The sequence below is a fragment of the Thalassovita autumnalis genome (assembly GCF_001458255.1).
Lineage (GTDB): Bacteria > Pseudomonadota > Alphaproteobacteria > Rhodobacterales > Rhodobacteraceae > Thalassobius > Thalassobius autumnalis.
Genome location: NZ_CYSB01000038.1, coordinates 1 through 26,472 on the forward strand (window position 1 = coordinate 1; position 26,472 = coordinate 26,472).

Annotated in this window: 20 protein-coding genes; 7 read left to right on the forward strand and 13 right to left on the reverse strand. The window is 59.6% G+C overall.

Annotation, left to right across the window (positions count from 1 at the left end):
* The first annotated feature begins 334 nt into the window (after nt 1–334).
* Genes TL5118_RS14755 through TL5118_RS14765 form a run of 3 tightly spaced genes read left to right on the forward strand, consistent with a single transcriptional unit; the run spans nt 335 to nt 6,247 of the window.
* The gene (locus TL5118_RS14755) at nt 335–2,794 is read left to right on the forward strand and encodes a calcium-binding protein (RefSeq protein WP_058244887.1); all 2,460 of its coding nucleotides are present in this window, start codon (nt 335–337) and stop codon (nt 2,792–2,794) included.
* 46 nt (nt 2,795–2,840) lie between these two features.
* Nucleotides 2,841–4,958, forward strand: coding sequence for an ATP-binding cassette domain-containing protein (locus TL5118_RS14760; protein ID WP_058244886.1), 2,118 nt, complete (start codon nt 2,841–2,843; stop codon nt 4,956–4,958).
* Nucleotides 4,955–6,247 (forward strand): beta-barrel domain-containing protein, encoded by a 1,293-nt coding sequence (locus tag TL5118_RS14765; RefSeq protein WP_058244885.1) that lies wholly within the window; start codon nt 4,955–4,957, stop codon nt 6,245–6,247. Before TL5118_RS14760 ends, TL5118_RS14765 begins: the two co-directional genes overlap by 4 nt.
* 64 nt (nt 6,248–6,311) lie before the next feature.
* Here TL5118_RS14765 and TL5118_RS14770 read toward each other — a convergent pair whose 3' ends face one another.
* From TL5118_RS14770 to TL5118_RS14820, 11 genes are all read right to left on the reverse strand, one after another.
* A complete protein-coding gene (locus TL5118_RS14770) occupies nt 6,312–8,093 on the reverse strand; it encodes a methyl-accepting chemotaxis protein (RefSeq protein WP_082626402.1) in 1,782 nt (593 codons plus the stop codon).
* Between the two features lie 279 nt (nt 8,094–8,372).
* On the reverse strand, nt 8,373–9,170 hold the full coding sequence (locus TL5118_RS14775) for a heme ABC transporter ATP-binding protein (protein ID WP_058244883.1): 798 nt from the start codon (nt 9,168–9,170) through the stop codon (nt 8,373–8,375).
* 1 nt (nt 9,171) lies between these two features.
* Nucleotides 9,172–10,245 (reverse strand): FecCD family ABC transporter permease, encoded by a 1,074-nt coding sequence (locus TL5118_RS14780; RefSeq protein ID WP_058244882.1) that lies wholly within the window; start codon nt 10,243–10,245, stop codon nt 9,172–9,174.
* On the reverse strand, nt 10,245–11,117 hold the full coding sequence (locus TL5118_RS14785) for a heme/hemin ABC transporter substrate-binding protein (RefSeq protein ID WP_058244881.1): 873 nt from the start codon (nt 11,115–11,117) through the stop codon (nt 10,245–10,247). The genes TL5118_RS14780 and TL5118_RS14785 overlap by 1 nt, the downstream gene beginning before the upstream one ends.
* Nucleotides 11,114–12,187 (reverse strand): hemin-degrading factor, encoded by a 1,074-nt coding sequence (locus tag TL5118_RS14790; protein WP_058244880.1) that lies wholly within the window; start codon nt 12,185–12,187, stop codon nt 11,114–11,116. Before TL5118_RS14790 ends, TL5118_RS14785 begins: the two co-directional genes overlap by 4 nt.
* 77 nt (nt 12,188–12,264) lie before the next feature.
* Complete coding sequence (locus tag TL5118_RS14795) at nt 12,265–14,334, reverse strand: TonB-dependent receptor domain-containing protein (RefSeq protein ID WP_058244879.1); 2,070 nt, start codon at nt 14,332–14,334, stop codon at nt 12,265–12,267.
* A 209-nt stretch (nt 14,335–14,543) separates the two neighbouring features.
* On the reverse strand, nt 14,544–16,562 hold the full coding sequence (locus TL5118_RS14800; RefSeq protein WP_058244878.1) for a methyl-accepting chemotaxis protein: 2,019 nt from the start codon (nt 16,560–16,562) through the stop codon (nt 14,544–14,546).
* Nucleotides 16,563–16,920: 358 nt separating this feature from the next.
* On the reverse strand, nt 16,921–18,354 hold the full coding sequence (locus TL5118_RS14805) for a DEAD/DEAH box helicase (RefSeq protein WP_082626400.1): 1,434 nt from the start codon (nt 18,352–18,354) through the stop codon (nt 16,921–16,923).
* Nucleotides 18,355–19,077: 723 nt separating this feature from the next.
* A complete protein-coding gene (dtd, locus tag TL5118_RS14810; protein WP_058244877.1) occupies nt 19,078–19,515 on the reverse strand; it encodes a D-aminoacyl-tRNA deacylase in 438 nt (145 codons plus the stop codon).
* A gap of 225 nt (nt 19,516–19,740) precedes the next feature.
* Nucleotides 19,741–20,412 carry a nitroreductase gene (locus TL5118_RS14815; RefSeq protein ID WP_058244876.1) on the reverse strand — a complete coding sequence of 224 codons (672 nt, stop codon included), beginning with the start codon at nt 20,410–20,412 and terminating at the stop codon, nt 19,741–19,743.
* Nucleotides 20,412–21,518 carry a TFIIB-type zinc finger domain-containing protein gene (locus tag TL5118_RS14820; RefSeq protein WP_058244916.1) on the reverse strand — a complete coding sequence of 369 codons (1,107 nt, stop codon included), beginning with the start codon at nt 21,516–21,518 and terminating at the stop codon, nt 20,412–20,414. The genes TL5118_RS14815 and TL5118_RS14820 overlap by 1 nt, the downstream gene beginning before the upstream one ends.
* Nucleotides 21,519–21,655: 137 nt before the next feature.
* Here TL5118_RS14820 and TL5118_RS14825 point away from each other — a divergent pair, with 137 nt between their 5' ends.
* The 4 genes from TL5118_RS14825 (at nt 21,656) to TL5118_RS14840 (ending at nt 24,205) form a co-directional block, all read left to right on the forward strand.
* On the forward strand, nt 21,656–22,075 hold the full coding sequence (locus TL5118_RS14825) for a CZB domain-containing protein (RefSeq protein WP_058244875.1): 420 nt from the start codon (nt 21,656–21,658) through the stop codon (nt 22,073–22,075).
* Between the two features lie 47 nt (nt 22,076–22,122).
* On the forward strand, nt 22,123–22,521 hold the full coding sequence (locus TL5118_RS14830; RefSeq protein ID WP_058244874.1) for a CZB domain-containing protein: 399 nt from the start codon (nt 22,123–22,125) through the stop codon (nt 22,519–22,521).
* A 442-nt stretch (nt 22,522–22,963) separates the two neighbouring features.
* Nucleotides 22,964–23,341 carry a hypothetical protein gene (locus tag TL5118_RS14835; protein ID WP_058244873.1) on the forward strand — a complete coding sequence of 126 codons (378 nt, stop codon included), beginning with the start codon at nt 22,964–22,966 and terminating at the stop codon, nt 23,339–23,341.
* Nucleotides 23,342–23,830: 489 nt separating this feature from the next.
* On the forward strand, nt 23,831–24,205 hold the full coding sequence (locus TL5118_RS14840; protein WP_058244872.1) for a hypothetical protein: 375 nt from the start codon (nt 23,831–23,833) through the stop codon (nt 24,203–24,205).
* Between the two features lie 81 nt (nt 24,206–24,286).
* Here the strand turns inward: TL5118_RS14840 and TL5118_RS14845 are convergent, their stop codons facing one another.
* Nucleotides 24,287–25,441, reverse strand: coding sequence for an SPFH domain-containing protein (locus TL5118_RS14845; RefSeq protein WP_058244915.1), 1,155 nt, complete (start codon nt 25,439–25,441; stop codon nt 24,287–24,289).
* Between the two features lie 87 nt (nt 25,442–25,528).
* Nucleotides 25,529–26,470: a DUF2927 domain-containing protein gene (locus TL5118_RS14850; RefSeq protein ID WP_058244871.1), complete on the reverse strand. Its 942-nt coding sequence runs from the start codon at nt 26,468–26,470 to the stop codon at nt 25,529–25,531.
* Nucleotides 26,471–26,472 lie beyond the last annotated feature (2 nt).

A 26,472-nucleotide genomic window follows, 5' to 3' on the forward strand; every position in this document is an offset into this window, starting at 1 on the left:
GTGGGAGAGTAGGTCACCGCCAAACCTAATAAATACCAATTCCTCTCAAAACGATAAAAAACAAAACACCGAGCAACGGCCGCCCCATCAAGGGCGGCCGTCGGCGTTTAAGGGGTGAGATCGCAGACCGACCGGTACGGCGCAGATCACTGAAATAACCTATAGCTGTGACAGACAAATCGATGAAAATGCGTAAATCTTAGCTGCTGATCAGACCCCTAATTGAAAAAAAATTTATGTATTCACTGCGGCTTGAGCCATCTTCTTGGGGAAGATGTTAACCCTTTGCCCCTAACGTCTTGAGGAACGCAATCCCTGAGACTGAGGTGTGCAGATGGCAAACGGCGGCGAATCCCCGAACAGTGATCCGGTGAAAGACTTCATCGGAACCACGGATGATAACCAGATCATTGACGGGGTCCAGAACGCGGCGGGGCAGACCCTGCGCGAAAAACTGGCTGAGGCGGATAAGGTCAATGGCCATGCCGGCGATGATGACATCAGCACCGGCGCGGGCAATGACCTGGCCGCGGGCGACATGGTTGGGGATGAATGGTCCTTTGTTGACGGGAAATGGGTCTTCAATCCCGCGGCTGTTCAGGTCAGCGATCTAGGGCTCACCCGTTCCTATGACGACGATATTCGCACTGGCGATGGGGATGACGTGCTGCTGGGCAACGGTGGCGATGACACGCTCAGCGCCGGGCGTGGGGATGATACAATCAATGCGGGGCGTGGCGACGATCATGCCTTTGGCGGTGAGGGGGATGACCTCCTCAACCTTGAGCAGGGCAATGACCGGGCCGAAGGGGGATTGGGTGCTGACACCGTCAATGCCGGGGATGGGGATGACATCGTCTATGGCGATTTGAAAGGCGGCAATGTCCTTGCCGACGGCAGCGACGGACTCACCAGTTTTTCGCAGTATGGCGACAGCCCGGGCTGGGTGATGGCGGATGAGGACGGCGTTGAAACCATTTCCCAATCGGCCAATACCGTCGCTGGGGAGGCTTATACGATCTCCTTCGAGCTGGCGGCGAACCTCAGCGGTGGACATGGTTGCGGTCAGGTTGAGGTGCTGTGGAACGGTGAGGTTGTCGGCACGGTCGAAACCACATCAGGGGTCTATGAAACCCATGAGATTGAAGTGGTGAGCGCCGGCGAAGAGGGGCAACTGTCCTTCCGCGCGGTCCCGCCGGAAGGCAGCGTTGATTATGATTTCAGCGGTCCGGTGGTCAGCTATGACAAGACCGTCTCGCTGGGCGGGCAGGATGTTTCTGTTGATGCCTTCGCGCCGGGACAGCCGGTGCTGTATCAGGTGATTGATGGCCATCTGAAGGCCTTTGATGTTGAGGCGCGGTCTTACGTGGATGTGGGGGATCCGCCGGGGTTCAAAATCAACGCCGTGGGGTTCAACGCCGAAGATGATCTGATTTATGGCGTTGCCAAATCAAAAGGCGTGGATGCGCTTGGTAATGAGGTCAGCACCAATGACATCGTAATGCTGGATGCCTCTGGCGCCGCTTACCGGGTTGGTGACGGATTTTACGGCGATTATGTTGGTGACTTTGATGACAGCGGCAACCTTTGGACATTCCACTCGTCCCTGGATCGGATCAGCGTGGTCGATGTGGACAGTCGCGACGCCGACGGGAACCCTGATATTCAGCATTTCCATCTGCCGAAAGGTCTGTTCACCGATCGCACCTATGATCTGGCTTATAACTCCGAGGATGGCAATTTCTATGCGGTGGTGTCTCCGGGGCAGAATGGTGCTGCGGGCAAGGTGGTCAAAATCGATGTCAGCGCGGTTGCCGCCGGTGGCGAGCCGACCTTTCGTGAGGTTCCAATCACCGGCACGCTTTATGGTGACACCATGGAAAGCGGTATGGCTAAGGGGGCGTATGGCGCGGTCTTCTTGGATGGCGATGGCAACCTCTACTACGGGCTGAACAAAGGGGATCACGATCTCGATGCCAGCACCGGCAGTCAGGGCGCGATCTTCAAGGTCAATGTCGATTGGGATCTTGGCCAGGCCTATTCTGAATTTATGTCCGAAGCACAATCCACCGGATCCAACGACGGTACGGTCGATCCACGTTCGGCGGATGCCTTCACCGAGATTGACGCCGAGGCGCCGGTGCTGCTGCGGAACCCGCAACTGATCCAGGCTGAGGGTGGCAATGATGACCTGCGCGGTGGCGCGGGGGACGATCAGCTCTTTGGCAATGCAGGCGATGACACTTTGCAGGGTGGAGAAGGGGAGGATCGCCTGTCTGGTGATCAGGGCAATGATAACATCAGCGGCGGCACCGGGGATGACACGGCCTCTGGCGGGGCGGGCAATGACTCGATCCGCGGTCAGGAAGGCGATGATGTGATCAGCGGTGATGAGGGGCGTGATTATCTCAATGCCGGCAGTGGCGATGACCGTGTCGATGGGGGTGAGGGCGCTGATAAGATTGTCGGCGGCACCGGATCTGACACCATCGAAGGGGGTGCGGGCAATGACCACCTCTGGGGGGGCAACTGGCGCGGCGACGGCACCACTGATACCTTTGTCGTTTCGGGCGGTGCGGGACGCGACATCGTCCATGACTTTGAGGCGGACCATGACCGGATAGACCTAACAGCCTATGGGTTGGAGTTCAGCGAAGTCGAAGCAGCCCTGGCGGATCGCGGCTGGGCGACGGAACTGGATCTAAGCGCACTGACCGGTGGCGAGAGCGGTGACAAGCTGTTGTTGAAATCGGTGAATGTCGACGATCTGGATGAAAGCAATTTCATCTTGTGAAACCGCAGAACTTTGACCGTCGTGCCAGTGACTGCAGGGGGCTGCCATGAATGCCTATCGTCATTTGCAACGCGCCCTGCCTCCGCTTTTGGTGTTTTCACTGGTGAGCAATCTGGCTGTTCTGATCAGCCCGCTTTTCATGATGCAGGTGCTGGATCGGGTCATTCCCAGCGGCAACACGGCCACCTTGCTGCTGCTGGGCGGTCTGGCGTTGGCCGCCCTGTCGTTGCAGGCCGGGGTGGAATGGGGGCGTGATCTGGCCTTGCTGCGCCTCTCAACCTGGGCTGAGGCGTTGGGAACTGGCCACGTCGTCGCAACCGCTGGGCAATCGCCAAAAGGACAGCCCGCCAGATCGCAAACCGACCGCAGTGACATCGACCGCATCGCCGGGCTGTCGCAAGCGCTGGCCAGCCCGGCCGCCACCGCCGGTCTCAGCCTGCCTTGGTTGCCGTTGTTCCTGTTGGCTTTGTGGATCATCCATCCGGGTTTCCTGCTGTTGCTGCTTGGCTTGCTGTGCCTTTTCGGTTTGGCCCGTCTGGTGGAACGTCAGATGACCCGGGCCGGCAGCAGTGCGCTCACCAGATTGCAACAGCAGGAGGCGGCGGTTCTGCAGCACGCGGGGGATTTCGCCGGGCGTCTGGGCGTTGCAATGATTGAACAGAACCTTCTGCAGCGGTTTCAGCGGCTGCAGAGCGCCCGCCACCGTCAAAGCGATCAACTGGCGGGCTATCAAACAGCCCTCGCCGGGATCAACAGCTGGTTGCGCAGCCTTGGCCAGATCATGGCACTGGGACTTGGCGCCTTTCTGGTGACGCAAAATGCTTTGAGTCCTGGGGGCATGATCGCGGCGTCTCTGATCCTCAGCCGGACCTATGCCACCTTTGAAGCTGTGGCCACGCAATGGCCGGTGATCCGGCAGGCGCTGTCAGACTATGCCGCGCTCAGCAAAGGGGGGGATGCCGTTGAGCCGCCCCCCGTTGAGATCCCGGAGTTTTCAGGCACTTTGCGGGCTGAGGGGCTGATTGTGCCGCGCGGCGGCGGCGCCCCACCGCTGCTGGACCGGGTGTCCTTTGCACTGGATCCAGGCGAATGTCTGGCGATCGTTGGCAGTTCCGGGTCGGGGAAAACAACCCTCCTGCAAGCGATTTCAGGCGTCGCACCTGCCCCCATTGGCTCGGCCTTTCTGGACCAAAGCGAATTGCGGGCCCTGCAGCGGCAGAACCTCTATCGTGCCACCGGATATCTGCCGCAGCGGGCGGAACTGGTTGCTGGCAGCATTGCAGAAAATGTCGCCTGTTTTGAACCCGACCGGCAGGATGCTCAGGTGATTGAGGCCGCCAAATCCGCTGGCGTACATGGGTTGATCGCGGCTTTGCCGGATGGCTATGAGAGCGATCTGGCGCAGGCGCCTTACCTCTTGTCGGCAGGGCAGGTGCAGCGGGTTGCCCTGGCGCGCGCGCTTTATACCAAACCCAAATATCTGTTTCTCGATGAACCAAACGCGCTGCTGGATGGTGACGGGGAACGGGCGCTAGCGCAGACCTTACTGCGGCTCAAGGCTGAAGGGACCACAATCGTGATGGTGCTGCACCGATCCGGTCTGATGGGGCTGGCGGATAAGATCCTGCGGCTGGAACAGGGCCGGGTGATTGACTTTGGCGTCCGGGCCGAGGTTCTGGCCCGGCTCAGCGGCAACCGTCGGCGCATGGCGCTGCCTCTGTTGGCGTCTTCACTGCAGGATTTGCGGGATTGGGTGGCCTCGCAATTTACCCGCTCCAGTGATGAGGCCTTTAGTCAAAAGGCGCAGTTGGTCGCGATGGAGTTGTTTCACCTTGCGCTGGCGCAGGCACCATCGCCGCAGCAGGACCATCCCTCGGTCGAATTTTCCCTGAAGTTTCTGAATGAATTGGAATGTGAGTTGCGCATGGTCGGCGCTGGCGACGCAGATCTGGAGGAGAAGATGGTGCGGGTGCGCAAACAACTGGCCACCGGGCGCGAACCTTCCGGGGATCAGCCGCGCGATGAGATGGCCTTGGCGGCGGTCAGTCAGATGAGCCAGAGCTTCGCCCTGCACACACAAGAGGATGTGACGGTGTTTCACGTCGCTTTACATGCTGATCGCGGCGGACTGGGCCAGCAACAACCGCAGGAACGGATCAATTGAGCCATTCACCTCCCGCCAACCCAGATGCCTTGCCACATCAGGTCATGGGGCCGATCTATCGCAGCGGCCTGGCTCTGCTGGCCTTTCTGGCGGCGGTGGCACTCTGGGCGGTCTTTGCACCACTGGCCAGCACCCTAAGCCTCAGCGGCAAACTGGTTTCTGCACAGCCCGCGGTGGTTCTGCAGCACCCCTACGGCGGGCTGGTGGCAGAGGTGGCAGTGAAACGTCACGACCGTGTGGACCGGGGGGCGCTGTTGCTGCGCCTCGACACCTCCCTGGAGGCCGCGCAAGTTGAAGCCACGGTGGCGCTGCAAAGCCGGCTTTTGCAGGAAAATGCGAGCATCGCCGCGCTGCTGGATAGGGTAACTGCGTCAAATGCTGTTGATCCCGACCCAGAGGGCGGTACATCGCCGTACAAGCTGCGGGCGCGTCAGGCGCTGGTGCAACGGGCAACGAAAAAGGCGAGTGCTGAGAGCCTGACCCGACAGGCGGCGGCGCTGCAGGAAAAAATTGCCATCACCGAGGCCCAGCTGACCGGCATGCAGGCACGGGCGGACCGGCAGGATGCGCTGCTGCAAAAAGGCCTTCTAAAACGCAACGAGGGGGAGGCGCTGGCGGAACAGATCCTCATCGTTCAGGCTGAGGTGCAGGGCGACCGGGCGGAATTGGTGGCCTTGCAGGACCAGGCGCAGCAGGTTGCGGCGCAGGCGGATCTGGTGATGTTGCAGCTGCGCGAAGGGCTGCGCAGCACTATGGCGGCAAATGAAAAACAGCTGGAGGATATTGGCAAAACCCTGCTGTCATTGCGTGATCGCGTCGCGCGCGCTGAGGTCCGCGCGCCGGTGGCAGGCATGGTGACGGAGTTGAGCCTGGAAGCCGGCAACAGCTATGCCCAACGCGGGGCCACGCTGGTTGCATTGGCGCAACCGCTGGATCGGCCGCATGTGGCCTTTACCGTGCCGGTCTCACACATTGATCAGCTGCAGCCCGGCATGTCGGGGCGGCTGATTTTGCCTAGCCTGCCGCAACGGGCGATGCCGGTGATCGATGTCACTGTGGCAGCGATTTCGCCGCGTGCGGTGCTGGATGATAGTGACCAGCCCATGGGGTACGCGGGTCGGGCAGATCTGTCGGCCGCGGCGGCGGACCGGTTGCAAAGGGCGCTGGGGCAGTTGCGCCTGTCTGAGGACATGCCAGTGCAGCTGATCATTGAGGTGCGCCAGACAACCTTGGCTGAATACCTGCTCAAACCCTTTGCTGCGGCGTTCCGCAATGCCCTGCAGGATTAGACATGAAAACGCCGCCCCGGGGCCGGGGACGGCGCTGCGAAAGGTGCGAGTGTCCGATCGGGTGTCAGGCTGCTTTGCTGTTGGCCGGGGTGAAATCCACCTCATCCGCGTCATCGCCAAGATCCAGTGAGATCCCAGTGGAGGACTGCGGTGCCGCGGTTGCGGGGGCAGGGGCTGCAGCTACCGGTGCGCTAGGGGCAGTCGGTGCTTTCGCACTTGGCGCGGGGCTGTCAGCCTGACCGGCCTCACCTAGATCAAAGACGCTGATAGCATCGCGCAGTACTCTGGCCTGTGACGCCAGTTCCTCAGCGGTCACCGAAAGTTCTTCGGAAGCAGCGGTGTTGGTCTGGGTGGAGCAGTCTACCTGACCGACAACAATGCCGATCTGTTCGATGCCCTTGGTGATTTCCGAGTTCGAGGTGGAGATGTTGGACACCAGTTTGGAGGTGTTGGAGATGCTTGGCACCAGTTCATCCATCATGGTCATCGCCGTCTGAGACGATTCCACCGTTACAGAGGTGAGCGTGTTGATCTCAGCGGCCGCTTCCTGGCTGCGCTCTGCCAACTTGCGCACCTCAGATGCAACGACTGCAAAACCACGTCCATGTTCGCCCGCCCGTGCGGCCTCGACCGCGGCGTTCAGGGCCAGAAGGTCGGTCTGGCGTGCAATTTCCTGCACCACCTGGATCTTCTCGACGATGCTGTCCATGTGTTTGGTTGCTTCGTTCACCGCGTGACCACTGTTGCGCGCCATTTCGGCGGCCTCGTGGGCCAGCGCTTCGGTTTGGTGTGCGTTGTCGGCCGTGCTGGAGATGCTGGCGGCGATTTCCTCAACCGAGGCCGAGGCCTCTTCCGTGGCGGCTGCCTGAGTGATCGAAACCTCCTGCAGCTGGTTTGAGGTGGCTGAGATCTGGATCGCGCCGGCGGCCACGTTTGAGGCGGAACTTGTCACATCGCCGACGGTACGCCGCAGATCTGCGACCATCCGGTTGAGATCGGTAAGCAATTCACCGATTTCATCTTTGCGGCGGTTGTCGACTGTCGCGGTCAGATTGCCGTCTGCCACTTGTTTGCTAAGCGTTTTGGCGGAGTTCAGGCCGCGGCTGATGGAACGCACCATGCTGAAACCCACCAGAAGGCTGAACACCAGCGCACCGATGATGATGCCCATCAGCTCAAACCAGGCGAGGTTATATTCCTGTTCAGAACGCTGCACCTCTTCTTCGAGGATGATGCTTTCCTCTTCCGAGAAGTCGTGGATCAGTTTCAGGATCGCTTTGTCAAACTTGCCGCCTTCGGTCACCAGTTTCAGCGCGGCCTCTTCCAGTTTGCCCTCTTTGAACAGTGCGATCACCTCGGCGTTGACAGCCTCCAACTGGGTGCGCAGCGCGACGAATTTGTCCAGCACCGCCACTTCTTTGGCGGCGGCATGGCCGTAGGAGGTTTTGATCAGTTCTTTTTCTTCATGTTCCAAGGCCTCCAGTTCATGTTCAATCTGATCATGTAGCGGGCCTTTGTCGATCATCACGTAATCCCGCATCAGGTTCTGAATACGCTCTTGGATGATGGCCAGTTCATCAAGGTCGCGCAGCGCTTGGAAATCTTCGTGCACGATCTTGTCATTTCGATCTTTTAGGACGGCCATCTCTTTCAGGGAGATGACGCCGATAGCGACAATGAAGGTTGTTAATAACGTAAATGACAGAGCCAATTTGGCTTTGATAGAGAGGGTCATACTGAATACTCGCGCTAAGGGGGTCGGGGTCAGGTCGTACAAGCGCGCCTTTGGGTGGCAAAAATTTTCCGGCAAGACGCTTACATTGTAGTACGGACTCTGAAACCGCATGTTTTAGGACATCTTTAGGTAGTTTAATAAAATATATCTGCCATTTTTGATTTTCTTCCGCCTTTTCAGGGGCATGACCACCTACGCATGTTTCAAATAGTGAAAAAGAAATTTGCCCAAGGCAAATTAACACAGGCTGGCCGCGATTAAGTTGTGTCGCGATTTAGGCGCAATCGGAAAGGTTTGTTTCAGCCGGTCAGATCCGGGAACGGCTGTAACAGGTGCAAAACTAGGGTTTAGGTGGGGCGCAAAAGGTCACGGCCCACCCAGATTTGTATCTCAGCCAGCTTCGGCGGCTTGCGGCAGGATCCAGGCGCCGCCCAGCGGGGGTAGGGTATTGACCTGCAGCTGGCAATGATAGGCTGCGCTCAGCCGCTCATTGGTCAGCACCTGATCGGGGGTTCCGGTGGCACGGATTGCGCCGGCGTCCATCAGCGTGACCTGATCGGCAAACATCGCGGTGAGGTTCAGATCATGCATCACCGCGATGACGCCGCCACCGGCAGCGGCATAGTCACGGGCCAATTGCATCACCACCAGCTGGTGGCCGATATCCAGCGCCGAGACAGGTTCATCAAGGAACAGCCAGCGCGGCTGACCCTCCAGCATCGGCTCCCAAATCTGTACCAGCACCCGGGCCAGCTGAACCCGCTGTTTCTCACCGCCAGACAGATCGTGGAAATGCCGCCCCTCAAACCCGGCAAGCCCAACCCGCGCCAGCGCCTGAAGCGGCAACCGGTCGCTCATATCAGGGGTGTCCGAGGCCAAACCGGCGGTCAAACCAAGGCGCACCACTTCCAGCACGGTGAAGGGGAAGGCCAGATTGGCTGCCTGCGGCAGCACGGCCCGCATCATCGCCAGCTGATGGGGCTTGATACGGGCGCAGTCATGACCGTTCATCACGACGCTGCCCTTATAGGGCAACTCCCCCGTCAGGGCGCGCAACAGCGTGGTTTTGCCGGATCCATTGGGGCCGACAATCGCCGTCAGCTGGCCAGCACGGGCGGTAAAATCCACACCGTGCAGGATCTCTTTGCGGCCCAGTTTGACGTGGATGTCTTTGGCAATAAGCTCCATCTTACATCTCCACCAGATTGCGGTTTTTCAGCAAGATCCACAGGAAAAAGGGCCCGCCAAGCGCGGCCGTCACAATCCCGATTGGCAGTTCCGCCGGGGCAATCACACTGCGTGAAATCGCATCTGCCAGCAGCAGAGTCACCGCCCCCAGAAGCGCCGCGTTGACCAGTAGGCCGCGGTGATCCGGCCCCTGCACCAGACGTAAGAGGTGCGGCACCACGATGCCGACAAAACCGATGCCACCGGTCACTGCGACCGAGGCACCAACCGACCCCGCAACGGTCAGGATGGCGATCCGCTTCATCTTTTGCACATCGATGCCCAGATGGCTGGCAGCGGCCTCCCCCAGTGCAAGCGCGTTCAGGGCGCGGGCCAGAAAAGGGGCGGCGATCAGGGTCAAGATGATGAGAGGGGCCGAAGCGGTGAACTTCGCCCAGGAGGCACCTGCAACAGATCCCATGCCCCAAAAGGTCAGATCGCGCAGCTGGTCGTCCGTGGCGTAGTAGACAATTAGCCCGGTCAGCGCGCCGGTCAGAGCGCCAAGCGCGATCCCGGCCAGCAGCATGGTGGCAACGGATGTGCGCCCCCCCCTGGTGGCAATGCCGTAGAGCAGCAGCGTTGTGGCCCAACTGCCAAGGAAGGCGGCGAAGGGAACCAGGTAGTTGCCAACCAGCGCGATCACCGCAACAGGCAGGTAGCCGCCCAGCACAATCGCCGCCACTGCGCCAAAACCCGCACCGGCGCTGACGCCGACCAGACCGGGATCTGCCAGCGGGTTGCGGAACAGACCCTGCATCACAGCGCCGGAAACCGCCAGCGCCGCGCCGACCAACACGCCCGTCAGCATCCGGGGCATCCGAATGTCCCAGACAATGATCTGATCACGCACGGAACCGGTGCCGGTCAGCGCAGCCAGCACATCCGTTTGATCCGCAGCGCCCCAGCCCAGGCTGAGCAGCATCGTCAGCCCTAGGGCGCCAAGCAGAATAAAGCTGAGAAAACGTGAGAGGCTGCGGCGGTCCCCCGCCACAGCCTTTTGCCCCAAGGCAGGGCTCGAGATGGTCTGCGTCGACATTAGTGAGACACGGCCTCAGTGCCGTAGATTGCCTGATGCAACTCGCGGGCAAACTCTGCGGTACGCGGGCCAAAGCCAAGCGCGGCACCGTCAATCACATGGAAGGCACCGTTTTTGCCAGCCGGGGTAGGCATGATGGCGGGCAGGGTAAGGATCTCCTCCTTGCGGCCCGCGTGATCGCCGCGGCCGCTCATCATCAGCACCAGATCAGGCTGGGCTTCGATGATGGCTTCGTCGTTCACCAGTTTGTAGCCTTCGTAAGACTCGGCCATGACATTGGTTGCGCCGGCCAGCGTGATGATACCATCGGCGCCGGTGTTGCGGCCTGCAACGTTCAGGCGGCCACCGTCGTTTGACAGGATGAACATCACCCGCTTCTTATGGCCCACCTTGGCAATTTCGCTTGCCAGCGCGGCAAGGTCTGCTTCGACCTCACCAGCCAGGGCCTCTGCCTTGTCTTCTGCGCCGATCGCGGTGCCGACGGTGCGGATGGCAGCGCTGACGGCCTCACCGCTGAACCCGTCGCGCACCAGTACCACCGGAACTGATGCGGCGCGCAGCAGGTCCAGCGTTTCCACCGGGCCGGAGGTGTGGCGGGCAATAATCAGGTCCGGGCCGACTGACAGAACGCCTTCGGGCGACAGGCGGCGCATATAGCCCACGTCCGGCAGCGCCATGGCTTCAGCCGGGAACATCGATGTGGTGTCACGTGCGATCACCCGCTGCCCTGCGTCCAGCGCAAAGAGGATCTCGGTCACCGGGCCACCAACTGACACGATGGCGGCCGCGTCGGGGTAGCTTTGGTCCTCGGCCAGGGCGGCGGTGGTCAGGTTGAGCGCGCAGGCGGCGCCCATCAAAAGGGAACGGATCATGCGGAAACCTCCTCCACGTTCAGGTCAGGCAGGTCGGCGATCAGCTGGTGCCATTGTGCCAGATCGTCGTTGTCGTTTTTCGGGTCGCGCATGCCAAAGATCTGCATGATGGTCATGCCGCGTGCGTCAAAGCATTCCAGCGAAATGGCCGGGCCGCGTTTGGTTGGCTTTTCAACGGCATAGACCTCAGCGACGTGGTCATTGCGCAGGTGCAGGTCAAACCGTTCGTCCAGAACATTGACCCAAGGGCCCATGTTTTTGATGTTGTCCAGACGACCCCAGTGGATCTGGATGTTGCCGGGGTTGCCAACAAAGAGGATGGTGCGCTGGCCGGCCTCGGACACTTTGTTGATCAACGTCTCAACGGCGGAGATGGCCAGCGGGCGGACCCATTTTTCACCAGCCACTTCGCGGTAGGCGCCCAGACGGTTCATGCCCAGCTTGCTGGTCAGACGCATGAACTGGTGGGTGTCGGTCATTTTGCCCCATTCTTCCAGCAGGATGTCACGTTTTGCGGGGTTCTGTTTGGCCGGCTCCACCGGGGTGGCTTCGACGGTCTCAACCCCTTCGGATTGATCGTCCAGCGTCAGCTCCGCCACAACCTCCACCCAGGCGTCATGGTTGGAATTTTCGCGCATGAAGATCTTGTGCACCGCGTCACCGGCCGCATCAAAGATCTGCAGGGTGCGGCGGGTGCCGTTTTCGGTCACCTGATCGATGGCAAAGCCGTGCACCCAGTGTTTTGGGAAAATGCGCAGGTCAATTTCATGCCCCAACACCATCGCTGCATGCGGGCCAGAGCGATATTCGCCATAGGTGCCCACACGTTCATGCACGGCCGAGATGTTGCGGGTCAGCGCCATCACTTCGCCCAGCTTGCTGACCAGAGGCATCAGTTGATCGGGATGTGGGTTGATGCGGGTGATGGTCTCGCCGTCGCGGCTGCCAACATGGGCGGCGACAAGTTCCGCTTCGGAAATGCCCAATTTCGTAGCCAGATCGCGGTCGCGCATCTTGGCATTGTCAATCTTGGCCTGGCGGATGTCTGCGGCGCTGGGTTTTTGCGTCATTGGGTTTCCTCGAGAAATCTGTGTGTTTTTAGTCGTTTAGACGGATGCGGCGGCCCCCGAAGGGACCGCCCAAGGGATCAGAACGTTTTCGCGAGCGAGAACTTGATGTTCCGGCCTTTGGCGTTGCGGTTCGGGTTGGTCAGGTAGGGCCGGTAGGTGGTGTCGAAGAGGTTTTCGACACTCAGGCGCATCTCGGTGCCTTCAAGCACGCCGCTGTCCGGGGTGTAGCCAACCGACAGCGCATAGGTGGTCCAGGCGTCGGATGCCGCGGTGGCGCCGGTGGTTCCGCTGTTCGAGGTGCGGTTATGAGCAAAGGCATGTTTGGCCTCAACCGCGATATCCAGCTGATCGCCCATGAAACGCTTGCCCAGCGTCAGCTGCACCGTGTCTGCTGGGGTGTAGTTGAAGTAGTCACTGGTGCCATTGATGGTGCCACGCGTCTTGGCGGCGGCGAAGTCTGCATAGAACAATGGGCTGGCGTAGTTCAGTTCCAGTTCAACACCTTTCAGATCGGTCTGATCGATGCCGGAATAGGCGGTGCCGTCCCAGATGTGGGTCTTGAACGCCGTCAGTTTGGCCTGCAGACGATCATCACCGGTCAGCACATCATAGCCATCAAAGGACACGCCTACTTCGAAGGTGGTGCCCTTCTCCGTCTTCTCGCGGTTGGTTGAGGACCGCAGATCGTCAAGGATCGGCAGGTTTTCATTGTAGGCGGCGGTGCCGAAGACGGCGAAACCGTTGTTGAACGCGTAACGGCCCGCCAGCGCACCGGTCCAGGATTGGGTGGTGTAGCTGGTGCCATCAGGAATGGCGGGGTAGGGGATACAGAAGGTCGGGCCAAAACAAACCGAGGTGTCCTGGTTGTTGATCGAGGTGAGCTTCTGCTTTTCAAACCGCAGCTGGGGTGTCAGGGTGAAGGCATCGCTGAGCGTGATCTCATCCGCGAGGTAAAGCGAAATGCTCTCATCCGTGCCGCCCGGCGCGGTGCCGTCGTTTTCACCCGCATCCGCACCTTCCAGCAGGATCGCCGAGCGTGAACGTTCCTTGATTTCCAAACCGGTTGTCAGTTCGTGACCGATCGCGCCTGTGTCAAACCGCGCCACGTTTTCCAGACGCAGGCCCACCGTTTCCGTTGTATGATCGGTGTTGGTCAGGCTAGCCCCAACAGTGCTTGAGGTGATCTGCATCTCTTCGCGTTTTTTGAACAGGCGCGCCTCAAAGTTCACCAAATCGCTGTCCACTGGCGCGAATTTATAAGCCAGGTAAGTGGTGGTGTCCTTCATGTAGCGATCCACCAAATCACCGCTCCAGAGCGGATCAAAGGCGTCATAGGGCACATCTGTTTCGGGCGATTCCGTGTAGGAGTGTGCAAAGGTCAGCGTGCTGTCATCACTCAGGTCGAAGTTCATTTTCAGCAGGGCCGAGGGCGCTTCGAAACCTGTTGCATCACGCGTTGTGCCAGAGCCGTCAACGCCATCTTCGATCTTGCGATGGCCGTAAAAGGCCAGCACATCAAAGCGTTCGCTGGGGGCGAAGGCCAGGATGGTCGAGGACAGCATGCCATCGCCGTTTGACTCAAAGCCGAACTTCTGGCGCAGCGCGAAGGTGTCACCATCGGTTAGGAAATCACTGGCGTCTTTGGTTTCGGCCTCAACCGTGCCGCCCATTGCGCCCGAATTATAGCGGAAGCTTTCCGCCGGGCCCCGCTGAACCTTGATTTCGCGGAACAGTTCCGGCTCGACGCTGAGGAGGGAGCCGTTGCGGTAGATTTCCTCTGCGCCTGAAGCAACACCGTCGATCACAACAGCCACGTAGCCATCGGTGCCATAGGTGCCGGCCTGTGCGCCCAAGCCGCGGATGTTCACGGCTGACCCCTGCGGGGTGGAGCCATTGATCAGCGAAACGTTCGGGATCGAATCCAGCAAATCGCCCATTGAGGACGCCTGCCGCGCTTCGATTTCGGCTTGGTCAACAACGGTGATTGAGTTTGCAGTCTCGGTCTGAACGCCGCGACGGCTTTCTTCCAGAACGATTGCGTCCAGTTCGACGATTGCATCTGCGTCCTGCGCCAGCGCTGGGCTGGACAGGGTTGGTAGGGCGGTCAGACCGGCAACGGCCACCGCGACGGGTGTTTTATGCTTCATAGTCCCCTCAAAGCATCAGGTGAAACTTGCGCGTGAGTGCGGCGAGTTGATTTGCTGGCTTTGAGCGGGCTGTTCGTTGGGCTAATGCTAAAGCTTATTAAAACTGTCAAGCATTTTTTGCGCCGAATGGAGCCGCCACGACGAAAAAAGGGCGATGCTGGATGCATCGCCCTTACAGGTCTTATGGAGGATACCCCACAGGTTTGACGTCAGAGACGCTCGATCTTTTGCAGGAAGTCCTTGATCGCGGAATTGGTGTTGGCCGCCGCATCATCGACCGAGAACATCTGGTTCATCACATCCGCCGCCGCTTTGGCCGCGATGGTGGAGCTTTCTTCCACACCGATGATGTTTTTCGAGACGTTATCAACCCGGTTCGACAGATCCGCCATCGAATTTGACATCTCCAGCGTCACACCGCCCTGCTGCTCGGCTGCAGAGGACATGTTTGAGGCTTGGTTTTGCACCGCCGCCACCGCATCAGAGATCGCTTTGATCGCGACAACATTGGTTTCCACACCATCGGTCACCGCGTCGATCTCACGGCGGATTTCTACCGTGGATTCAGCGGTTTGTTCGGCCAGTTTGCGGACCTCTTCGGCCACCACGGCAAAGCCACGGCCAGCTTCACCAGCGCGGGCGGCCTCCACCGCTGCGTTCAGCGCCAGCAGATCGGTCTGTGCTGTGATACCGTTGATGAACTTCACCACGTTGGAGATACGCGCAGTGGCATCCTGCAAGTCCTGCAGGGTGGCCGTTGCGGTCTCGGCTTTGGTGTTGGCATCCTGACTGAGGGTCGAGGTGCGGGTCACACCACCTGCAATCTCCTGGATCGAGGCAGACATTTGCTCCACCGCCGAGGCGGTGCCAGACACTTTGTCCGCCGCTGCGACGGAGTTTTCCTTGACCACAGCACCCTGGGCGCTGGTCTGTTCCGCCATGGAAGCCATGGATTCCGCTGCTGCTTTCGACCGGTTCGCGGCCTCAGCCAGGCTGTCCATCGAAGACACAACCATTTCCTGGAACTCATTGCCCAGTCGGCGCACAGGCCGCAGCAGGGAGGTGCCAAGCGCAAAGCCTGCGACGACGATCACCAGACCGATGATGCCAAACTTGTAGAAGGTCGCCTGTACCGCAGCATCAGCCTCGGCCAGTGCCTCAGAAGTGTCCACACCGGTGACCATCACCCAGTCAAAGCCGGGGATATCCAACCGCCCATAGGAGGCAAAGCTGTCAGTGCCCACATGGTTTTCACCACGGATGAAGCCACCTTCGCCGGCCAGCGCCAGATCGATGGTTTCGCTGTCAACCTCAGAGCCGATGTTCAGATCCGTACTCAGGCGTGGGGCCGCGCGCAGGCGATGGTTGTCACCCAACAACAACGACTCGGAAGATTTGAACCCTGTCACCTCGGTGTTGACGATGGCGTTGATCCGGTCGACAGGCGCCTGGAAGGCGATGATGCCCTTTAGCGCATCCCCTTCCATCAGGGGCACCAATACAAAACTGGCATCTGCACCGTAGGAGGGCTCATAGGGTTCAAAATCAACCATCACGGTGCCGCGTTGACCGTTGTTGATGATATCATCCACGGCGCGGCCAAAGCCCGAGGATTTGTAAGGGCCGGTCAGGAAGGAGGTGCCGTAGTCCAGTTCTTTGAACACCGAATAGACGATCCGGCCGTCCTGCGCGTCCAACAGGAAGATGTCGTAGAAGCCAAACTCCTCAAGGGTGGAGGTGAAATAGGGATGATACCAGGCGTGCAGGTTGGAATAGAGGCTGCCGTCACCGGCATCATTCATCAGGTGTTTCTCACCGATGTTCTGTCCGTTGTCGCTGATGTAGAGCTGCTGCAACTTCCGTGCGAGGGGATCCAGCTCCTGCCAGCGGGCCACGTCTTCGGCGGAGGCGCCGGGCGTGTTGTCGCCCTGGTAGGCATAGCGCTGGGCCAGAGCGGCATTTGCGGGTTCATCTTCCATCCGGCGGTCCACATCTTTGGCGGCTGTTGCGAACTCCTGAGCGGAGTTGATGACCATCGGATTTTGCGCCATGGTTTCGGCCACGCTGACCACATTGGCAAAGTAATTTTCGATCGACTTTTTCTTCATCGCAAAGACGGTCTCGATCGAGCCACGCGCGGCATCTTCGGACAGTTTGTAGATGCGCTGAATATCGACGTAGGTGATGACAGCCGCCGGTGCCAAACCAAGCACCAAAAGCGCCGTCATGATCTTCGTCCTGAACTTCATACCTGTGTACCTTTCACCGTAACAAATACCAAAGCGGCACCCGAAAGAGTGAGTGGTAGCGGGGGCGACTTTGGACGGAATGAGTGTAGTTCCGCGTTGAACAGAACGGAGCGCTTCTGTCACAGTTTAGGTCTAGGGCCTTAAAAAACTTGAAAAAATCCACTATGAGGTGCGGGTGCGCAAAAAATTGGCAGGCTAGGTTGAATGTTAGGGCAAACGGTCAAGGCTTGGGCGTGTGCCGATTAAGGCTTGTGCACATTTTGCAAATTTGGGTGTATCAATTGTAAAAAAAACACCCCCTGGTTTCAGGGGGTGTTTTTGCTTTTTTTAACCGGTGTTACACTTCTGCCGCTTTGCGAGGCCGGCGGCGTCGATTGCGGCGGGGTTTGTCGGCACCGGGCTGGCCATTGTTCTGGCCCCCATTTTGCCCCCCTTCAGCGCTGCGTCGCGCACCGTCACGGGCGGGGCGTCCACCCTGTGCGTTGCCGCCGTTTCCTCCACGTGACCGGCCGTTGCCGCGCCCTGAGGCGCCACCACCACCTTGACTGTTCCCCTGACCGCCGCCCTGACTGTTGCCACGGGCGCCGCCACGTCCACCACGGCGACGATTGCCACCGGATTTCTTCGGCGCCTCACTGGGCTGGAACGGTGTGCCTGAGGCGACCGGGATCTCCAGCTTCATCACCTTTTGAATGTCGCGCAGCAGCTCCGCCTCATCCGCGGTGCAAAAGGCAATCGCTTCGCCTTCGCGGCCAGCACGGGCGGTGCGGCCGATGCGGTGAACGTAGTTGTCGGGCGTATCCGGCAGATCATAGTTGATCACATAGGCAACGCCGGGAATGTCGATACCACGGGCGGCCACGTCGGTGGCGACCAGCACGTTGATACTGCCCTCGCGGAAGCCTTTGATGGCGCGGTCACGCTGGTTCTGACTTTTGTTGCCGTGGATCGAGGCAGCGTTGAAGCCATCGCGCACCAGCGATTTCATCAGCTTCTCCGCCCCCCATTTGGTGCGGGCAAAGACCAGTGTCAGCGCATCGAGGTCCTTGGACAGGATTTCGCGCAGCATTCGGGGTTTGGCATCCCGGTCGAGGAAATGCACCGACTGTTTGACCTTATCCGCCGCTTTGCCCGGGGGCGACACCTGCACCCGGCGTGGGTTGGTCAGGTAAGCTTTGGACAGCTCTTCCATCTGTTTGGGCATGGTGGCCGAAAACAGCATGGTCTGACGCGGGGTGCCCAGTTTGGGGGCAATTTTGCGCAGCGCATGGATGAAGCCCATGTCCAGCATCTGATCGGCCTCATCCAGCACCAGATGTTTGGTCTGGGACAGATCCACGGCGCCACGGTCCATCAGGTCGATCAGACGACCGGGGGTCGCAACCAGAATATCGGTGCCGCGGTTCAAAACGGCGATCTGGCGGTTGATCGATTGACCGCCCACCACGGTGCGCACGTGGATCGGCGTGTGATTGGCCAGCATGTTCAGGTTGTCGGCGATCTGGTTCACCAGTTCGCGGGTCGGGGCCAGCACCAGCGCTTTGGCGGTTTTTGCGGCAGGTTTGCCCGGTTGGGTCAGCAGCTGCTCCATCAGGGGCAGGCCAAAGGCCAGGGTTTTGCCGGTGCCGGTCTGGGCAAGGCCCAGAATGTCATGACCTTCCAGCGCCAGCGGGATCGCCTGGTTTTGGATAGGTGTTGGGGTCTTCAGCCCGGCTTTGCCAAGGGCCTTGTTCAGCGCTGGGCTGAGGCCCAGCATGTCGAAATCAAACAATTCATGTCCTTTCACGCATGGGCCGGCAGGCCCACACGGGGGGAGGCCGCACAGCGTGCGGCGCAGGAGGTTTCCGCCAGACACAAACCCCCAAAGGGGGTTGGTTGGCGTCTAGAACCCTGCGTGATGGGGAACTGGAGGGGTAGGGCGCTGGGGCCTCGTCTTCGGGCCCGGCTGGTCACGCGACAGCGCAGCGCTGTCGGTGCATATGATCCCTGTCCGGTGGGAAGTCAAGCCGAGGGCGGGCGGTTGGCGCAATGAATATTGAGGGATCGTTTTAATCCGTCGCCATTTTGGGACGCAATACGGAGCATGGTCAGGTGTTCTTCAACCGCAGATGTTGAGATGCACAAGATGCCGCGGTTGAGGGGGCGGAAATTGGCAAACCGGTCATGGACAAACCTGCGGCGGGGACATAATACGCGCGCTCTTCCTGCCCTTTCCGCTGGGCCCGCTTCAGCAGGGTCTGACGCAGAGTGGCTGGAACAGGCTGTTTGTATGGACGGCAGATGCAAAGGGCGCGTGAGCTAGATACCACGCTGCGCTTGGGTGATCTGTCCATAGCTATGGCGAGGACCGTCCTAACTTCCCGGGGCGGAACTGATCTTGCCATATGTCCGGGGCCTGAGGGTATCTTACTCTCCTCCCCAGGTGGGGCTGCTTCGGCGGCCACTCCGCAGATGCTCTCACCGGCCCCGGACACCTTTTGGCCTGCCCCTAGTCTCAGGCTTCCATCCAGATGGTGACCGGCCCGTCGTTGAGCAGCTCAACCTTCATATCCGCGCCAAATTCACCGGTTTCCACAGGCACGCCTTCACTGGCGAGTTTCGAGGCAAAATACTCATAAAGCGCTTTGCCCTCGTCCGGGCTGGCGGCGGTCGAAAACCCGGGCCGGTTGCCGCGAGAAGTGTCTGCCGCCAGCGTGAACTGTGACACCACTAGGGCTGAGCCGCCGATGTCCTTTACCGATTTGTTCATCTTGCCGGCCTCATCCTTAAAGATGCGCAGTTTTGAAATCTTAGCGGCCAAATGATCTGCCTGGGCTTCACTATCGCCCTGCATCGCGCAGATCAGGATCAGCAACCCCGGGCCAGACTGGCCGATTTTTTCACCCTCTACGGTGACTGAGGCATGGGAAATCCGTTGCAGCAATGCGCGCATGGGGCGGCTCCTGTCGTAAAGTTATGTTGGGCCGCATTGGCCGGATTTCTACGGCAAAAAGCAAGCTGATTTGAGGCGGATCAAAGTGGCGTCGCGACTCGTCTGGCACAATATCCAAGACAGCGGGAGGGAGCGGGCATCGCCCATCACCAACCCGATGTTTGGACGACGGGCGTCCTCACGCCGCCCGGAGGGGATAGTTAAGGAATTGACGGGGCCGAGGGGTCAGTCCCGCCATTCGACCACTTCGTCCAACGCGGCCCGTTCTGTACGGAATGCGTTGGCGGGGTGGTCGCTATCTTCATAGCCAAAGGAAATGGCGCAGAGGATCAACCGGTTTTCAGGGATCTCAAAATGGCTGCGCAACAGCGGCGCATAGGCCGCCACGGCGGCCTGCGGGATCGATCCCACGCCCAGGGCCTCGGCCGCCAATGTAAAGGCACTGACAAAACCACCGCAATCCATCGCGCCATAAGGCCCCAGATCCCGTTCTGAGGTGACGATGGCTACATGGGGCGCGCCAAACAGGCGGAAGTTTTCGGCCATTTGCACAGCCGATGCCGCCCGGTCCCCTTTGGGAACGCCCACCGCCTCATATAGCTGCCAGCCGCAAGTGCGGCGACGGTCTTGATAGGCGCCGGTATATTGCGTGGGCCAGTCCAAATCCGGGGCGGGCGTACCACTCGCGGCCTCAGCCATCAGTTTCTGACGGAACGCCTCGGTCGCTGCCGGTTCGGTCACAATCACCTGCCAGGGCTGGGCGTTGCACCAGCTGGGCACGCGGCCTGCCGCACGGATGATCCGCGCGATCACATCGTGCGGCACCGGGTCTGCGCGAAACCCCCGGCAACTGTGACGACGTGCCAATAGGGTTTCCAGCGCTTCAATATCGCTCATCAGATCTTTCCTTCACTCACCGCAATCAGATAGCCAATGGCCCCGGCGACAATCAGCCCGATCAACACCGCAAATGCAATCTTCCACGCGGACCAGGGTCGTTCGCCCTGCACCCGGCCGGTGCGGCCATTGACCACAAAGCGATAGCTCTTGCCGCGATATTTATAGGCCGCCATCCATACCGGCAGCAGCACATGTTTGAAGGTGACGTCTTTTACATCGGTGTCGACGCGGTGGATTTTCTGTCGGTCACCGCCAATGTCAAAGCGCACATCGCGCTCAATCACCCGGTCCATATGGGCGCGGGCCTGATCGAAACCTTCATCCAGTTCAACAGTGTAAGCCTCAGCCCTAAACCCGGCGAGGAACTCTGGCCGGTAAGGTTCCAGGGCCGCCAGATCCCAAGGCTCCAGCGCGTCGGTGTATTTCTTCGGCAGGGCGCGTGACGCCAGCACCAGCACGTCATCAAAGAACCGCGCAACCCGGCCCGAAGCCGGGGTCCAGCGGATTTTCTGCACCCGCTCTTGTTTGGTCTCACCATCCCGGGTCACGGTGCGGGTTTCATAATAGATGGTGCCGCGTTGACCGCTGTAGCGGCTCTTGGTGTCGGCATCAAAGGTCCAATAGGGCACATAGATGCCCTCCATTTTGCGGCCTTTGCGCGCATAGTCCTGCAGCCCGTTAGGGGCGAACCACAGTTTGCCCAACCAGCTGGTCATCGCCTCACGCGCCTGCTTTTCCTCCAGCGCAAAGGGCAGCACCCCCTTGGGCTTGATATGGCGATGGGTGCCGGTGCCCGTCACCACTGGGGTGGCGCAGAACGGGCATTCCGCGGCGTGGGTGGCCTCGGCCATTTCCACCTGCGCCCCGCAATTGGGGCATTTGCTGACGCGGGTCTCTTCTATCTCCTGGCTAGGCAGCAGGTTGTTCAGCGCCTGTTTGAAATCCAGCTCTTTCAAGCCACCCTCCCAGGGGCCGGCCTGGGTGACTTCACCCTCATTGCCGCAGTGGTCGCAGATCAGCTGTCCCTTTTGCGGGTCAAAGCGGAAATCTGCGCCACACAGGTCGCAGGGGAAACGGTGTTCGGAAATGGTTGATTCAGTCATAAAATCAAAAACCCATACTTTGGTTTGCAAGCCTCCCCAACTTTTTTCCACTTTTTTGCTAAAAAGGGGAGGGGTTATGTCGTTTTGGGATCTGAACGCATAGAAAAGATATCAACGCACACTCTTAGGAGCCCGCCATGACTGCCACCATGACTGCCACCGCAAATGCCAACACCACCCCCGCTGCCTTTCTTGGGCTGCATGTGGCGCTGCAAAGCGCGCTGAAGGCACATGGCGCCTGGAAACAGCGCATGGTGCGCGCCGTTGCGAACAAAAATACGCACCTGTCGATTGATGAGCTGCGTCTGGCCGAGGTCAGCGATTTTGGTAAGTTCCTGATGGATCTGCCGGCTGAACTGCAGTCTTCACCCTACCTGGCTGAGGTACGCCGCTTGCATGCGGATATGCATATCGCTGCTGCTGATGTGGCGCTGTTGGTTAAGCAAGGCAAATACGAAGAGGCCCGCGCAGCCCTGTCGACCGGCGCCTTCCCGCAGATCAGCGGTGCCTTGAACCAGGCGCTGGTGCGCTGGCAGGTACGTGATCTGGCAGCGTGAGTTTCGCTGAATAACTTTTGCGGGGCTCTGAGCGGAGGGCCAAGATCATGATGACTTTGGACACAACACGGGATCTGACCCAAGATCTGGATCAGGCGTTGCAGGCCCATGGTGCGTGGAAACAGCGCCTGCGGGCCGCCGCTGTGCACAAAGAGGTGGATCTGCCGGTCAACAGCATCTGCCGCGATGATTGCTGCCGCTTTGGTCGCTGGCTCTACAGTCTGCCGGTTGAAAAACGTGAAAGCCCTGAGGCGCGCACCGTGCTGCGCCTACATGCCCAGTTTCATCGCGCCGCAGGGGCGGTGGCGAATATGATTGAGGATGGAATGTTTGATCAGGCCCTGTCGAGCCTGGCCACCGGCGGCTACCCGCAGGTGAGCGCCGAACTGACCCGCGCCGTGATGGACTGGAAAGTGGCCCTGATGCGTGAGGCGCGCACAGCTTAACCTATATGAGACATATGAGCGTTCAGGGCGGTCTGCAGCAGCAGGCCGCTTTTTTGTTGTCTGACCCCCGTGAGGTGTCAGCACCGCGCCGATCGCCTGCAAGCGCCTTGCCCCCCAAGGGAAGCGCCCAGCCCTGAAAACACCCGCCCTTTGACACAAAGCTGCCACATTTGCCGCCGTTCCCTGACTCGCTGCCTGAAACTCAAGGTACGCGGTTTAGCAGGGCGGTTTGGCACGAATCCTGCTGCAAACCCTTGAATAGACTGCATTTGGCAGGGCCAAGGTTACGAAACTAGGACCATGGTACTAGTCACACTAGGACCAACGAGACCTCAGCCCATACTTTATCGCAATTTCATCCTAAAATGGGGTGCGGTATTGTCGTTTGTAGTTACTGAGAGCAGCCCTTCGCACTAGCGAATAACCGAGAAAGAGATACGACATGGCCCAGAAGACAGTCACCAACACTTGCGAGATCATCAACAACGCAATCGTTGCCCATTTTGTCCTGGGTCATCAGCTGCGCGCCGCCGCCTACGAAGAAAACCGTGGCCTGCCGGTTCGCGCTTATAAGAATTCGCAGAAATGTGGTCTGGGCAAACTGATCGCCTTCCTGAAAGAAAACGATCAGATGACCGACCGCGCCAAAGAAGTGGACGGCCTGCACCTGGACCTGCACGACGCCGCCTGTGGAGTGGCCGCGCTGATCGCCACCGGTCACTTTGACGAAGCCATTGATGAGCTGTCCACCGGCTACTACGCCGAAGCCGCCGCTGCGCTGACCAAAGCGCTGTCGCAGTGGAAGATGGAAACTGCCTAAACCTACTTTTCGGTAACGATTGCTCTCAGGGCGCCCTCTGTGGCGCCTTTTTCTTTGCCCGCGTCCTGAAGGGGGGCGTGACTGCAACTGGCCGCTTTGGGGGATAAGGGGGCTGCTCTGACCTATCCGCGTCAGCACGACCAGGGGCGGGTGCCCAAAGGATAGATTTTGCCTCCATTCCATCGCTGTCGCGGGCAAATCATCGCCCGAATCTGGCGAATCCACCCGTTTTGGGCCCTTGGTGCCAACCAAAGGATATATCCCCCACCTATCCTTTTTGGGCCGCCTCTACCCCGGAATATTCGCCGTTTTTGCGACCTTGGTTGCAGAATCGCCATTGCGTTCAGACCAAGGCCCTAAGCGCCCTAGGACCATAGAGAGCGTAAGATATACTTTATAGAGATAGAGCGCGAATGGGGGTGGGGGTATAGTCATTTGTACAAACACAGAGCAAACCATCGCATAGCGAAAACAAAGAAAGATAGAAACATGACCCAGATGACCGTTATCAACACCTGCGAAATCATCAACAACGCAATCGTTGCTCACTACATCCTGGGTCACCAGCTGCGCGCCGCAGCGATCGAACAGAACCGCGGCCTGCCGGTACGCCTGTACAAGAACGCGCAGAAATGCGGCCTGGGCAAACTGATCGATTTCCTGAAGAAAAATGACCAGATGACCGCCCGCGCTCAGGAAGTTGACGCGCTGCACGTTGACCTGCACGACGCAGCCTGCGGTGTTGCCGCCCTGATCGCCACCGGCAACTTCGACGCCGCCATCGATGAGCTGGCCACCGGCTACTACGCCGACGCTGCCGCCGCCCTGACCAAAGCCCTGTCGCACTGGAAAGTTGAGGTCTAATAGACCCGATAGAAATTACGTTTGCTCTGACTGAAAAGGCGCCCCTCGGGGCGCCTCTTTTTATGTAAGTTTTGCTAACAATTATGCCGGTGGCGGCGGGGGCGGTGGCATCACCGTGAAGAGCTGTGCCAGCTCCGCAACATCCTCAGCGGTTTTCCAGCCGTCCTGACCCGGTGTCCAAACGTGGCTTTCGCGTTTCAGCTCACCCGTTTGCGCCATACGCCCCATCTGCGCCTTGGAAAACGGTCCTTTGGTGGCGCCGTTTTCCGCCACATGCCAAACATGTTCCACCGGCGGGGGCGGCGGCGGGGCCATCGCGGCGGGCGCCGCAGCTGCCGGGGCGGTACCGCCCCAGGGACCGGGCTGTTGCTGGCCCGCGGTTTGGCCCATCATCTGCTGCCCCATGGCCTGGGCCATCTGCAGGCCCATACCCATGCCCATGCCGGCGCCCATCGATTGATCCATAGCGCCGCCCTGGCCCATGGCCTCGGCCGCTTTCCACTTCATGTGATCGTCCAGATTGCCCGCGATCCCGCGAGAGGTGCGTTGATCCAGCGCCTTTTCCACCGCCGGCGGCAATGAGATGTTTTCGATATAAAGCTCAGGGATCGACAGCCCGTAGCCCTTCATCACCGGATCGATGGCCTGCGCGATCAGCTTGCCCACTTCGGCGGTGTTTGCAGCCATATCCAGCACAGGAATGCCCGATGCGGCGATGGCGCGGGAAAACTCCTGCACGATGATGTTGCGGATCTGGAAGCTGACCTCATCCATGGTGAATTCACCATCAGTGCCGACAATCTCGGTCAGGAAGAGCGCCGGGTCGTTTACCTTGATCGTATAGGTGCCATAGGCGCGGATCCGGGTGGGGCCGAATTCAGGATCGCGCAGCATGATCGGGTTTTTGGTGCCCCATTTGAGGTTGGTGAACCGGTTGGTTGAGACGAAGTAGATCTCAGACTTGAACGGCGATTTGAACCCGTGATCCCAGTGCTGCAGCGTGGTCATCACCGGCATGTTGTTGGTTTCAAGCATATAAAGGCCGGGACTGAAGACATCGGCCAGCTGCCCTTCATGCACAAAAACCGCCGCCTGACTTTCGCGCACGGTCAGTTTGGCGCCGTATTTGATCTCATGGCCTTCACGTTCAAACCGCCAGACCAATGTGTCGCGTGTGTCATCCACCCAGTGAATGACATCGATGAATTCCCCGGTGAGGAAATCGAAAATACCCATGGAACCCTCCTTGGTGGGCGGTGGATCCGCCATGTTCCTGTTGTAGGGGCGCGGTGGGCGCCCGGATGTTAAGCCGTCTTGCCTGCCTCAGCTGCCGCCCGTGGCCGCCCGCGCCAGTTGCGCGATGATCGGGCGGGCCTCTTCCAGCCCCATGCCGATGCGTAGACGGGGATCGTAATGCATCCGAAGCAGCTGTTCGTCATGGGTGGTGAGGAAGGCAAATTCGTCATTGTCGTTAAAGATTGAGGGGCGCGCCTCTAGGCTGTCATTGATCAGCCCCAAGCCTTGCGCCATCTCCTCATGCACGCAGGATTTGCGTAGGATATCAGGATGTTCGGCCCGGATCACCACAATAGAGCGGCGGATGTCATGGGCGTTGTGTTTGGCCGAGTAGCTGAGCATCAGACAATGGGTGGAGCGTGGCATCGTCTCAATCACCCGGAAGGATCCCGGATCCATCTGCGGCACGATCTGGCGCAGCCGCTGCATCATCTGGCCATGGTCGTCATAACCCATGAACAAAACGTTAAAGTTTGCGCTATCCTGCGGCGCCATGCGGATGGGATGGTTGGTGACCCGGGCCAGACGTTCCGCAAAGAGGCGCACATTGGTGCCATCCAGCTGACGTTGCTCCACCGGGACCGAGTTGCCGAATTCCACTGCCACCTTCACCGGCACCGACCAACGCCGCAGTTTTGAGGGCGCGCCATCCTGCCGGCGTTTCCAGCTGCCGCTTTCGTATTCGTCATAAAACGCAATGGTTTCATAGTTTTGCGCCAGTTGACGGGCGCTGTAAGGCGTGTCCACACCCCCGCCATCCGTGCGCAATAACCCTTGGGTCAGCAGATCCGCCTGCAGGTTGCCATAATACCGCGCCAGGGCCAGCGTGCTGTCCGAAGGTGTGTGGATCGCGGGTTGCGGCGCGATGGCGCGGCTGGGGCTGGTGGTTTGTGAGGTGGGCATGCAACCCGCCAGCGCCACAAGGGCGCTGAGGGTTGCGATGGTTTTGCGTTGTTTCACCCACCTCATAG